Below are 12,342 nucleotides of genomic sequence, written 5' to 3'. Positions count from 1 at the left end.
GTGCGGAAACTGTGAATGTCACAACGGCGCGGTGGCTGTGCGGCCGCACCGGAAAGGAGTTACTTCAGAGCGGCGCCCGAGCCGGTCGTGATGTTGGTGACGATGGCGTCGCTGCCCTTGCGGGGCTGTGCGGCCTCGCTTTCGGTCAGGATCCATGCGGAATGCAGCATGCCGGTGCTGTTCTCCAGCACGTAGTTGACCTTGAAGGTCTGGCCCAGCACCGTGTGTGCCATGACCAAGGTGTTCTGGGGGCTGAACAGCCGCATGCCGGGGGCCATGCGGATGGTCTTGCCATTGAGTGTGGCTTCGGATGCGGTGTTGATGCTCAGCGTGCCCCGCAGTGCGGCTTCGGGGAACGGGCGTGAGAGGCCCAGGCCTGGCTGGACTTGAGCCGAGGCCGGTGCCACGGCGCAGAGGGCCGCACAGGTCACCACGGCCATCCATGCGGCATGGAAAAAGCGGGGCCCCCGCTGGGCGGGGTAGCGGCTGGAAGAGGGTGTGGTGCAGCGGTTCATGGTTTACATCCAGGGGCTGAAGGCACAATTTTAGAAGGGGTTGCCAGCGTGGCATATCCCTCTGACAAGTCAAGCGGCTCTGTGCTTCGATGGGCACAGGAACAGGTTCTGAGGCTCGCCTGAAAGAAAAAACCCACAGTGGGTTACCGCACTGTGGGTTTTTGTATTTGGTGGTCGTAGGTGGACTTGAACCACCGACATCAGCATTATGAATGCTGCGCTCTAACCAACTGAGCTATACGACCGGAAACCAGAATTATAGAACAAAAATTATTGATGTGTGAAGTTAGCGGCGCGTTTGTTCATGAACGCGTCCATGCCTTCCTTTTGGTCTTGTGTGGCAAACAGCGCGTGGAACAGGCGGCGCTCAAACATCACGCCATCGGCGAGCGTGCCCTCGAAGGCCCGGTTGACCGATTCCTTAGCTGCCATGACGGCGATCTGCGAGAAGCCGGCAATCATGATGGCAGCGCCCAGCGCTTCGTCCATGAGCTTGTCGTAAGCCACCACGCGGCTGACCAGTCCGGCGCGCTCGGCTTCGGTCGCGTCCATCATGCGGCCTGTCAGTGCCATGTCCATGGCCTTGGACTTGCCCACGGCGCGGGGCAGGCGCTGCGTGCCACCGGCACCAGGGATCACGCCCAGCTTGATCTCGGGCTGACCGAACTTGGCATTGTCGGCGGCGATGATGAAGTCGCACATCATGGCCAGTTCGCAGCCGCCGCCCAATGCAAAGCCGCTGACGGCTGCGATGACGGGCTTGCGAATGGAGCGGATGGTCTCCCAGTTGCGGGTGATGTAGTCGCCCTTGTAGGTGTCAGCGAAGCTGTATTTGGCCATGGCGCCAATGTCCGCGCCCGCCGCAAAAGCCTTTTCGCTGCCGGTGACGATCATGCAGCCGATTTTCTCGTCAGCGTCGAACGCCTTGAGGGCAGCGCCCAGTTCATTCATGAGTTGGTCGTTCAGCGCGTTAAGCTGTTTGGGTCGGTTGAGGGTGATGATGCCGACCTTGTCCGCTTCAATGCGCACCTCGATGGTTTCGTAAGCCATGAAATCTCCTGGGGGTTATGGTTGGTTATGAAAGCTGCAGCAATATACCCAAGGCAGTAGGGCTTTGCTGCCGTCAGGCCAGCCAGCGTCCCACTGCAGCGGCGTCTGTCACCGTCAGGCTGATGGTGTCTGGCGCCATGGCTGTGGCGGTCGCGTTACGCCGGCCCTTGGCAGGGGCTCCAGCTGCCTGGAGCGGTGGCATCTCCAAGGACAGGCGCAGGAGTCGCCCGTCGCGGGCCACCAGTGCCTGCAGGGTGGTGTGGGTGCCCGCGTAGAAAGTGACGTCGTCGAGCTTGCTGATGCGCCAACCCTGGCCCTGCACTTCCACGCCCAGCCACTCGTCGCCTGCAGACATTCCTGCCTTCTCTGCGGCTCCGCCACGCAGCACGGTCTTGATCTGCACACTGTGGTTCTCGGCCGCACGCAGGCCCAGGCGCTGGGCCAGCTGCGGCCGGTCGGCCTTGAGCGCCACGCCGTGGGCGGCCAGCAGCTCCTCCAGGGGTAGATCGGCGGTGCTGTGCACCCAGTGCGCCAGTTCCTTGTCGAATGGGCGGCCGGCCAGGTCGTGGAGCACGGCGCGCAGATCCGCTTCGGTCATTGGGCCGCCCGCGCAGCGCTCCCATAGTGCGCGCATCACATCGTCCAGCGTGGCTTTGCCCTCGCGCCGCAGGGCCAGGTCCAGGCACAGGGCCACCAGAGAGCCCTTGGTGTAGTAGCTGACGGTGGTGTTGGGTGTGTTCTCGTCCTGTCGGTAGTACTTCACCCACGCGTCAAAACTGGCCTGGGCCACGGTTTGTACCCACCGGCCGGGTGTTTGCAGCACCTGGTTGATGGTTTTGGTGATGAGCTTGAGGTAGGTTGCGTCGTCCAGCAGCCCGGCGCGGCGCAGCAGCAGGTCGTCGTAGTAGCTCGTGAAGCCCTCGAAGAACCACAGCAACTCGGTGTAGTTCTCTCGCGCATAGTCGTAGCGGGTGAACTCGGCAGGCCGCAGGCGTTTGACGTTCCAGGTGTGAAAGTATTCGTGGCTGATGAGGCCCAGCAGTGTGGTGTAGCCCTCACTGGCTCGCACATCGCCCTGGCGGGGCAGATCACGCCGCCCGCAGATCAGCGCCGTGGAGTTGCGGTGTTCCAGTCCCCCATAACCATCTCCCACGGCGTTGAGCATGAAGACGTAGCTTTTGAACGGCGCCTTGCCTTCGCGGTGCCAGAAACGGATGGCGGTTTCACAAATTTTCTGCGTGTCGGCCAGCAGGCGCTTGCCATCGAACGACGGAGCCGCACCTGCCACCACAAACTGGTGGGCAATGCCGCAGGCCTTGAAGCGCCCCACCCAGAAGTTACCCAACTCCACCGGGCAATCGACCAGTTCATCGTAGTCGGCCGCCGCGTACAGGCCAAACCCTTGCTTGTCTGCATCCAGGGACCGTAGACCGGTGGCAGCAGCCCAGGTCGCCGTGGCCGCCGTGCGTGCCAGTTCCAGTGTGTGGGGCTGTTTCTCCTGGTCATGCACGCGCAGGCACAGACTGGTGCCGTTGAAAAAGCCGCGCGAGGTGTCCAGCCAGGCGGTGCGCACGGAGCTGTCGTAGGCGCACACCTGATAGGTCAGCACCAGAGGCTTGCGCTCCGTGCATTGCACTTGCCAGCGGTGCTTGTCCAGCTGGGCCGGTTGCAAAGCGCGTTGGCCTTGCCGAGCCGTTAGAACCTGCAGATTCTTGGAGAACTCCCGCACCAGGTAGCTGCCTGGAATCCAGACCGGCAGAGACAGCTCTTGCGATGCCGCGGGCCGCTGCACCGTCAGCGTCACGGTGAACACATGCGCATTCAGGTCTGTGGGTTCGACGCGGTAGTGAATGTCTGCGACGGAGGCTGAGCGGGAGAGGGGCATGGCATGTGCCGCGCAAGGGCCGCGCGGAGTCGTCGGTCGGGGGCTTTCAGCGGCTATTAATTGGCGGAGGGTGCATCGCTGGCGGCCTCGGCCAGGCGCTTTTCCACTTCCTGGGCACCTATGGCGCCAGGCACGCGGGTTCCATTGGCAAAAATCAGGGTGGGGGTGCCGGTGATCTTGTACTTCTTGCCAAAGGCCAGGTTGCGCTGCAGCGCGCTGGTGTCACAGCTAGCCGCCGGTGCGGGCTTGTCACGCACCATCTGGTCTTGCCACGCCGTGGCCTGGTCCTTTGAACACCAGATGTTGCGCGACTTTTCGGCCGAATCCGGGCTCAGGATGGGGTACAGGAACAGGTACACCGTCACGTTGTTGATCTGCTGCAAGTCGCGCTCAAAGCGCTTGCAGTAGCCGCAGTTGGGGTCCTCGAACACGGCCACCTTGCGCTTGCCGTCGCCGCGCACAATGGTTACGGCATCTTTCAGGGGCAGGGCCGAGAAGTTGACAGCTGTGAGTTTGCTGATGCGGTCTTCGGTCAGATTGCGGCGCGCCTTGGAGTCGATGAGCTCGCCCTGGATCACATAGTCGCCCTTGGCGTCTGTGTAGAACAGGTCGGTACCGATGCGCACTTCGTACAGACCCTTCATGGGAGTGGGGCGCACTTCGTCGATCTTGTCCATCTGAGGAATACGCTGGGCCAATGCCTTGCGGATGGCGTCCTCTTGCGCCGTGGCGCTCAGGCTCAGGGTGGCTGCCGCAACGGTCAGCAAAGCAGTGGTCAGTTTCATCGTATTCCTGTCTATCAAACTCGCGCGTTCAGCGCATTCCCATGGCTTGGCGGGCCAAAAAATCCTTCAGCAGGCCGCTGTGTTCAAAGCCCTTCATGCCCCAGTTGCGCAGCGCCTGCCAGGGCGCCTCCGGACGTGCAAACAGTTGCTGCAACCCATCGGTGGCCAGGCCCATCGCTATCAGAGCCGGTTTTCGCTGGCGTTCGTAGCGCCGCAGCAGCCGCAGGTCGGCGACGCTGCGCCAGTAGTCGCGGGTGCGCAGCACATCGGCCAAGGCTGCCACATCGGCCAAGCCCAGGTTCAGCCCTTGCCCTGCCAGCGGATGCACGTTGTGCGCCGCGTCGCCTGCCAGTACCCAGCTGCGCGCAGCTGGGCCATTGGTCGCATTGGTCGATGCAGCACCGCACCAGCGGTCTGCCTTGGCCAGCTGCAGCGGCCAAGTGGCACGCTCGGCAATGAGCGCAATGCTGCCGAGCGCCTGCTGGCTCGCCGTCTGCAATTCCTGCGCAAAGGCGTCGGCCGGCAACGCCATCAGCGCGGAAACCCGCTCCTCAGGGACGGACCACACCACGGCCACAGAGTTCCCCTGGGCTCCCTCCAGCGGCAAAAAAGCCAGGATGCCTTGTGGCAAAAACCACTGGCGTGCGACCTGCGCATGCGGATGTTCGCAGCGCACCCGTGTGGCAATGGCGTGCTGGGCATAGGGCGTCACGTCAAAGTGCACGCCAAACTCGGACCGGGTGGTGCTGGCGCGTCCTTCGCACACGACGGTCAGGGGCGCAGCCACTGGGATATCCACCACCTCTACCAATGGCTGAAACCGCACAGCCTGTGCCAGTCGCTCTTCCAGGGCCGGCACATCCACGATCCAGGCGAGGGCTTCTACCCCCTGGGGGGCGGCATCGAAATGCACGCAGCCATCCTGATCGCCCTGCACCTGCATGTGCTTGACGGCGGTGGCGTGTTCGGCGTCGGGCCAGCTGCGCAGCGATTCGAGCAGGCTACGGGATGCTGCATTCAGGGCATAGGCCCGTACATCAGTGGCCGCCGCGCTGCGTGGAGCCGGGGCTGGTACCAGGGCCACCCTCAGTCGTTCCCGTGCCAGCAACAAGGCCAGGGTTCGGCCCACGATGCCGGTGCCACGAATACAGATATCAAAGGTTGGGGCCATGACAGGCATTGTAGGAGGGGTCTTACCCCCTGTAATGACAGGGCAGAATTGCGGTCTGGCCTTTCTGGCACCCTTCTTCAGGAGCACCCGGCGTGAGTTTCCCTTCCGAGTCTGATCTGTCCGGCACCATTGCGCGGCTGTTTGTGTATCCCGTCAAATCCTGTGCGGGCATCGAGGTGCAGCAGGCGCTGCTTACCGAGACCGGGCTGGATCTGGACCGCGCCTGGATGGTGGTGGACGCACAGGGCATGTTCCTCACCCAGCGCAGCCTGCCCCGCATGGCGCTGATCCGGCCCCAGCTCAAGAGTGATGAAATGGTGCTGCGGGCTCCGGGCATGCTGGCGCTGCATGTGGCGATCGACGCAGTGGAGGCCCCGGCCACGGTGACCGTCTGGCGCGACACGGTGCCTGCGTGGGACATGGGCCCTGTGGCGGCCCAGTGGTTCAGCGACTTTCTGGGGCAGCCCTGCCGCCTGGTGCGGTTTGACCCGGAACATCGGCGGCTGTCCAGCCTGGAGTGGACGGATGGCATGGAGGCTCCCAACCAGTTTGCTGACGGGTTTCCGCTGCTGGTGACCAGTGAGGCATCCCTGAAGGATCTCAACGCACGGCTCACGGCCGGCGGCCACGGCGCGGTGGGCATGGAGCGGTTCCGGCCCAACGTGGTGTTGGCGGGGGTGGATGCCCACGACGAGGACCGCGTGGATCTGATCCATGTGGAGGGTGATGGCACCGCCGACGTCCACCTGCAACCGGTGAAGCCCTGCGCGCGATGCCCCATCCCCGACATCGACCCGGCCACGGCCGAGAGCCATCCGTCGGTGGGCGACACCCTGCGCACCTACCGCCAGGATAAGCGGCTGGACGGCGCCATCACGTTCGGCATGAACGCCATCGTGCGAAGCGGCGCAGGGCAGTGGCTGCGTGTGGGGCAACGCATTGCTGCCGATTTGCGGTTTGAATGACCGTCTGATTTGGGCCATCAGCACTGGGCACTGGGCGCGCCCGTAAAATCGGCGGTTTGTCTCCAGAACATCAGAAAGCCCTGCCATGAGCCTCCAATGCGGCATCGTGGGCCTGCCCAACGTCGGCAAGTCCACCCTTTTCAACGCGCTGACCAAGGCTGGTATTGCCGCCGAGAACTATCCCTTCTGCACCATCGAGCCCAACGTGGGCGTGGTGGAGGTGCCGGACCCCCGCCTCCAGCAGCTGGCCCAGATCATCTCGCCCGAGCGCATCGTTCCCGCCATCGTCGAGTTTGTGGACATTGCCGGCCTGGTGGCTGGCGCCAGCCAGGGTGAAGGCCTGGGCAACCAGTTCCTGGCCCACATCCGTGAAACCGACGCCATCGTGAACGTCGTGCGCTGCTTTGAAGACGACAACGTGATCCACGTGGCGGGCCGCGTGGACCCGATCTCCGACATCGAAGTGATCCAGACCGAGCTGTGCCTGGCTGACCTGGGCACTGTCGAGAAAGCCCTGAACCGATACACCAAGGCTGCCAAGTCGGGTAACGACAAGGATGCCGCCAAGCTGGTGGCGCTGCTCACCCGCATCCAGACCGCACTCAACGAAGGCAAGCCTGCCCGCTCGGTCGAAATCACCAAGGAAGAGCAGCCGCTGCTCAAGTCCCTGTGCCTGATCACGGCCAAGCCCGCGATGTTCGTGGGCAACGTGAGTGAAGACGGCTTCGAGAACAACCCGTTCCTGGACCGCCTCAAGGACTATGCTGCCAGCCAGAATGCGCCTGTGGTGGCCATCTGCGCCAAGATGGAGGCCGAGATGGCCGAGATGAGCGACGAAGACCGCGACATGTTCCTGGCCGAAATGGGCCAGACCGAGCCGGGCCTGGCGCGCCTGATCCGTGGCGCCTTCAAGCTGCTGGGCCTGCAGACCTACTTCACCGCTGGCGTGAAGGAAGTGCGCGCCTGGACCATCCACATTGGCGACACCGCGCCTCAGGCTGCTGGTGTGATCCACGGCGACTTCGAGCGCGGCTTCATCCGTGCGCAGACGATTGCCTTCGAGGACTTCATTGCCTACAAGGGCGAGCAGGGCGCCAAGGATGCCGGCAAGATGCGTGCCGAAGGCAAGGAGTACGTGGTCAAGGATGGTGACGTGCTGAACTTCCTGTTCAACGTCTGACCCTGCTGCAGGCTCCTCGGGGCCTGCGTGCGCTGTGTTGCCCGTCATCCCTGTCTGCCCCCGGGCGGGCAGGGATTTTTTCTGGCGGCTTCCCGCTCCAGAGCAACCCGGGCAAGGCCATGCCTTTGTTCACTCTTTGATGGTTTCTCACGCATGAATACAGGAATCCTCTACGCTGCCCTGGCCTATGTCGCCTGGGGGCTGTTCCCGCTGTACTTCAAGCAGGTGGCCGATGTGCCCTCGCTGGAGGTGGTGATGCACCGCACGCTGTGGTCGCTGGCCGTGGTGCTGGGGCTGCTGGCCGTGCGCAGGCAATGGGCGTGGATGGCGTCTGTGGTGCGCCAGCCGCGGGTGCTCGGCGCATTTGCATTGTCGGCCGTGCTGTTGTCGGGCAACTGGCTGACCTACGTGTGGGCGGTGCAGAACCACCATGTGGTCGATGCCAGTCTGGGGTATTTCATCTTGCCACTGGTGAATGTGGCGCTGGGCTTCGTGTTCCTGCGCGAGCGCCCCCGGCCCGGGCAGTGGCTGGCCGTGGCGGTGGCTGCGGCTGGTGTGCTGTGGCTGGCCGTGCAGGCAGGGCGCCTGCCCTGGATCGCGCTGGTGCTGGCACTGACCTTTGGCTTCTATGGCCTGCTGCGCAAGGTAGCGGTGCTGGGCGCGCTGGAGGGGCTTACCTTGGAGACCCTGATGCTGGCGCCGTTGGCGGCAGTGGTGCTGGCCTGGTGGAGCTGGCAAGGACAGGGCGCTCTGGTGCAGGGCGATGCGTCTACTGTGGGTTGGTTGCTGTTGGCCGGGCCCATGACGGCCGTACCTTTGCTGCTGTTTGCCGCTGGCGCGCGGCGCATTCCCATGTCCACGCTGGGCATCCTGCAATACATCTCGCCCAGCCTCCAGTTTGCGCTGGGGGTGTGGGTGTACCACGAGGCCTTTCAGCCCGCGCGGCTGGTGGGTTTTGTTTTGATCTGGGCCGCGCTGCTGGTGTACAGCGTGGAGGGCTGGTGGACGCGTCAGCGGATGGCGGTGGCCTGAATCGCCGGGGGCGGTCCCTGTCGCCTGGGCTACTGGAAAACGCGCAGTTCGATTCTGTCAGCCACGCGTAAGATCCTGCGATTTGTCTGACGGGTGCTGCGCGTGTGTTGCTGCACCGCCCACCCACATATCCAGGCCAGAGCCCGCCACCACATGCTTTTTGGACGCAAAAACCTGTTTTCGGCGACGGATGCCTTCCCGTTGACCGATGCCGTGCTGGAGTTCGACGATTCGTCTTCAGTCGCCGTGCGACCTGGACGGCGCGCGCTGGATGGCTTTGGCCCCCGGGGAGAGCGCAGTGCGCAGTCCAAGTGGTGGGCTGTGGCGGGGCTCATTGGCCTGTACGCCCTGGCCCTGCTGGGGTTCTATGCGTTGGGCGTGGTGGGGGTCCAGGTGCTGTGGGTGCTGGCCGGTCTGACGGCGGCGGGCTTCGCGGTGTTTGGTGCCTTGTTTCGTTTGGGCCTGCACCACAAACTGCGGCTGCGCCATCTCAAGCTGGGCATCGTGGTGGCTTCCATCAGTGGCATGCTGGGGTTGTTCTACCTGGAGCCTGTCACGCAGATTCTGTTGGCCCCCTTCATGTTTGTGGCAGTGGCTTATGGCATCTTTACCGTACCCCGGCGCACGTTGCTGGTGCTGACGGCCGGGGTGTTGTGCGCTTATGCGGCAGTGGCAGCCGCGCACTACGCAGAGCAGGGCAACGACGCACTGCTGCGGCTGGAGCTGATGCACCTGCTGGCGCTGGCTGTATCGGTTCCTGCGTTCATCGTGCTCATGGGCCGCGTGCAGCGGCTGTACCGCAGCCTCTACCAGGCCAGCCGCAAGATCAAGAACATCCAGGAAGATGCGCAGCGCGACACTTTGCTGGGCTGTTTCAACCGCCGCTACATTCTCGCGGCGCTCGAAGAACAGAAGCAGCTGGCTGACGAAAGCGGGATTCCGCTGTGCCTGGCCGTGCTGGACATTGACCATTTCAAACGCATCAATGACGAGCTGGGTCACCTGGGGGGCGACGAGGTGTTGCGCACCTTTGCGCGCGTTGCGCAGCAGGGGGTGCGCGGTGGCGACGTGTTTGGGCGCTACGGTGGCGAGGAGTTTCTGCTGATCTTCCCGGCGACTTCGTTGCTGCCCTCGCTCAACACCTGCGAACGCATTCGGGCCCAGGTCGAGTCGCACGCCTGGACGGGCCTGCTCAAAGGCCGCGTGACGGTGTCCATCGGTGTGACCCAGTATGTGCTGGGCGAGTCGGTGCTGGAGTTCTTCTCGCGGGCGGACACTGCCATGTACATGGCCAAGGAGGGTGGGCGCAACCAGGTGGTGGTCGAGGAGCCCATCGCCAAAGGCGACTCTCAGCTGTCGGACCTGTCGATCCCCAGCGGCCACGCTTTCTTGTAGTTTCTGGCCATTGGCTGGCGGTGTGCCGGCTATCGTTTGTGCTGATCGGGTTGACAAGCGGCCTGCGGCGCCCACACTGAGGGTCTGTTCCCACCTGCGCGTTGGGTGGCATCGCACCGTGCTGCGCCGGCGCGTGGGTGCCGAAGCCCAGGCCCCGCGTCCGTTCCATGTCCCCATCCGTTGACCTGTCGGCCGAATTCGCCACTGCCCAGCAGCGCGTGCGCATGCTGCAGCAGCAACCACAGGCTTTCCCGCATCCGGTAGACCCGATGGAGCCCGTGGAATGTATAGAAACCCACATCTCGTGGGTGCTGCTGGCCGGTGACTTCGCCTACAAGTTCAAAAAGCCACTGCAGCTGGATTTTCTGGACTTCAGCACGCGGGCGCTACGGCATGCGGCCTGCGAGGAAGAGCTGCGCATCAACCGCCGGACGGCGCCGGGCCTTTACCTGGGCGTTGTCGGCTTGGTGAGCGATGCGGCAAAAGATGCTTCGGCCACGCTGCGGGTGGTGCCCTGGCAAGGCGCTCCACCAGGCGCCGAGCCCGCTGTGTGGATGCGGCGTTTTGCCCAGGAGGCACTGCTCGCTACCGCATTGGACGCACATCGTGTGTCACCTGCGCAGATCGACCAGCTGGCGCGCCATGTGGCGCAGTTTCATGCCACGGCCGCCGTCGCCGCAGGCGCCACCACCTGGGGCACAGCAGCGGCGGTGCAAGCGCCGGTGGGTGACTGCCTGGCGGCTCTGCTCCCCTCCGTGGCAGGCGCACTGCCTGGTCAGGGGCCATTGCTGGCGCAGGTGACCAGCTGGTGCCAGCATGAGGGGCAGGCCCTGGCCCCCACGTTCGAGGCGCGCCGGGCAGCCGGTCGGGTGCGCGAGTGCCATGGCGATTTGCACCTGGCCAACATTGCGCTCATCGATGGTGAGGCCCAGCTGTTCGACGCCCTGGAGTTCAGCCCCGCCCTGCGCTGGATCGACTGCGTGGCTGACATCGCCTTTGTGGTGATGGACCTCGCGGCCCATGGTCGGGCGGATCTGGCCTGGCGGTTCTTGAACCGGTGGCTCGAACACACCGGGGACTATGCAGGCTTGGTGGTGTTGCGTTACTACGGCTGTTACCGTGCCCTGGTGCGGGCGCGGGTTGCAGCCCTGCGGATGGACCCCACCGGTGGCGGTAGTGGCAGCGGGCACGCTGCGCAAACCGTGGAGGGGTATCTGGAGCTGGCGGCGGGCTTTGCAGGACAACGGCCTGCACGCTGGTCCACGGCGTGCTCTGCCAGCTTGTGGCTGGCTCATGGCTTTTCGGGCGCGGGCAAGAGCACCCATGCGCTGGCCTTGGCGTGCCAGCGTGGCATGGTGCGTGTGCGGGCCGATGTGGAGCGCAAGCGCCTGTTTGGCCTGGCGCCCGATGCTGCCAGCGACGGAATACCGGGCGGCATCTACACCGCAGAGGCCACACTGCGCACGCACCAGCGGCTGGCTCAAGTGGCGCGCGAGGTGCTGGCGGCAGGCTACTCCGTGATTGTGGATGCCACCTTGCTGGACCGTGATGCCCGCGCACTTTTCCTGGAGCTGGCCGCTGCCGCGCAAGTGCCCTGCCACATTCTGTCGTTCGAGGCCCCCCTGCCGGTGCTGCGCGAGCGCGTACGCCAGCGCGCGCTGGCCGGAGGCGGTGCGTCAGAGGCGGACGTGGCAGTGCTGGACGCCCAGTGGGCCCGAGCCCACCCCCTGCAGCCTCACGAAGAGGCCATCACGCTGCACGTGGACACCACAGTGCCCGTGGACTGGGACCGTCTGCTGCCACACTGACCCCGGTGGCACCGGCGGGCCGCTACGGGGCCAGGTGGCCGGGCATGAAGTACAGCAGCACGCTCGTCATCACGAGGTAGCGCAGGAACTTGCCCACGGCCATATAGGCCAGACACTGCCAGAACGGCAGCTTGAGCCAGCCGGCCACCGCGCACAGCGGGTCGCCCACCACCGGCAGCCAGCTCAAGAGGCAGGCCCGCGCGCCAAAGCGCTTGAGCCAGCTCAGCGCCCGCACCTCGGTGGCATTGCCGCGTGCCTTGTCCACCGCCTTGTGCGCACCCAGGCCCATCCACCAGCTCACGCCGCCGCCCAGGGTGTTGCCGAGGGTGGCCACGATGATGGCGGGCCAGAACAGGTCGGGGTTGAGTTTGATCAGACCAAACACGGCGGGCTCGGAGCCCAGTGGCAGCAGCGTGGCCGAGACAAAAGACACCACAAAGACTGTGCTCAGTCCGAATTGCGGCAGGGCCAGCCATTCGAGCAGCTGGTGCATCCAGATTTCCATAGCCGTCGAGTGTAGGGGGCGGGTGGGGCTCCATGTGCCCCAGGGGGATCT

11 protein-coding genes and 1 tRNA gene are annotated in these 12,342 nt (G+C 64.5%); 5 read left to right on the top strand and 7 right to left on the bottom strand.

Annotated features, from left to right (window positions below):
• Positions 1-59: 59 nt before the first annotated feature.
• The 6 genes from ASC83_RS19075 to ASC83_RS19050 all read right to left on the bottom strand — a co-directional run bounded on the left by ASC83_RS19075 (position 60) and on the right by ASC83_RS19050 (position 5,406).
• On the bottom strand, positions 60-515 hold the full coding sequence (locus ASC83_RS19075) for a hypothetical protein (RefSeq protein ID WP_056066296.1): 456 nt from the start codon (positions 513-515) through the stop codon (positions 60-62).
• A gap of 168 nt (positions 516-683) precedes the next feature.
• Positions 684-760: transfer RNA gene (locus ASC83_RS19070), tRNA-Met, on the bottom strand.
• 25 nt (positions 761-785) lie between these two features.
• Complete coding sequence (locus ASC83_RS19065) at positions 786-1,565, bottom strand: enoyl-CoA hydratase (protein WP_056066293.1); 780 nt, start codon at positions 1,563-1,565, stop codon at positions 786-788.
• A 73-nt stretch (positions 1,566-1,638) separates the two neighbouring features.
• A complete protein-coding gene (locus ASC83_RS19060) occupies positions 1,639-3,450 on the bottom strand; it encodes a M61 family metallopeptidase (protein WP_056066290.1) in 1,812 nt (603 codons plus the stop codon).
• A 56-nt stretch (positions 3,451-3,506) separates the two neighbouring features.
• Positions 3,507-4,235 (bottom strand): DsbC family protein, encoded by a 729-nt coding sequence (locus ASC83_RS19055; RefSeq protein ID WP_056066287.1) that lies wholly within the window; start codon positions 4,233-4,235, stop codon positions 3,507-3,509.
• A gap of 28 nt (positions 4,236-4,263) precedes the next feature.
• Positions 4,264-5,406 carry an FAD-dependent monooxygenase gene (locus ASC83_RS19050; RefSeq protein ID WP_056066284.1) on the bottom strand — a complete coding sequence of 381 codons (1,143 nt, stop codon included), beginning with the start codon at positions 5,404-5,406 and terminating at the stop codon, positions 4,264-4,266.
• Positions 5,407-5,498: 92 nt separating this feature from the next.
• On the opposite strand from ASC83_RS19050, the gene ASC83_RS19045 reads away from it, so the two are divergent.
• The 5 genes from ASC83_RS19045 to ASC83_RS19025 all read left to right on the top strand — a co-directional run bounded on the left by ASC83_RS19045 (position 5,499) and on the right by ASC83_RS19025 (position 11,786).
• Complete coding sequence (locus ASC83_RS19045; protein WP_056066280.1) at positions 5,499-6,371, top strand: MOSC domain-containing protein; 873 nt, start codon at positions 5,499-5,501, stop codon at positions 6,369-6,371.
• An 85-nt stretch (positions 6,372-6,456) separates the two neighbouring features.
• Positions 6,457-7,551: a redox-regulated ATPase YchF gene (gene ychF, locus ASC83_RS19040; RefSeq protein ID WP_056066277.1), complete on the top strand. Its 1,095-nt coding sequence runs from the start codon at positions 6,457-6,459 to the stop codon at positions 7,549-7,551.
• Positions 7,552-7,704: 153 nt separating this feature from the next.
• On the top strand, positions 7,705-8,583 hold the full coding sequence (rarD, locus tag ASC83_RS19035; protein ID WP_056066275.1) for an EamA family transporter RarD: 879 nt from the start codon (positions 7,705-7,707) through the stop codon (positions 8,581-8,583).
• Between the two features lie 153 nt (positions 8,584-8,736).
• Positions 8,737-9,978, top strand: a complete 1,242-nt coding sequence (locus ASC83_RS19030; protein ID WP_056066271.1) for a diguanylate cyclase — start codon at positions 8,737-8,739, stop codon at positions 9,976-9,978.
• Between the two features lie 167 nt (positions 9,979-10,145).
• Positions 10,146-11,786: a bifunctional aminoglycoside phosphotransferase/ATP-binding protein gene (locus ASC83_RS19025; protein WP_056066268.1), complete on the top strand. Its 1,641-nt coding sequence runs from the start codon at positions 10,146-10,148 to the stop codon at positions 11,784-11,786.
• Positions 11,787-11,808: 22 nt separating this feature from the next.
• Here ASC83_RS19025 and ASC83_RS19020 read toward each other — a convergent pair whose 3' ends face one another.
• Positions 11,809-12,291 (bottom strand): YqaA family protein, encoded by a 483-nt coding sequence (locus ASC83_RS19020; RefSeq protein WP_056066264.1) that lies wholly within the window; start codon positions 12,289-12,291, stop codon positions 11,809-11,811.
• Positions 12,292-12,342: the final 51 nt, after the last annotated feature.

The organism is Acidovorax sp. Root402 (assembly GCF_001425125.1).
Lineage (GTDB): Bacteria > Pseudomonadota > Gammaproteobacteria > Burkholderiales > Burkholderiaceae_C > Acidovorax > Acidovorax delafieldii.
This window is presented reverse-complemented; position numbering and strand designations above follow the sequence as displayed.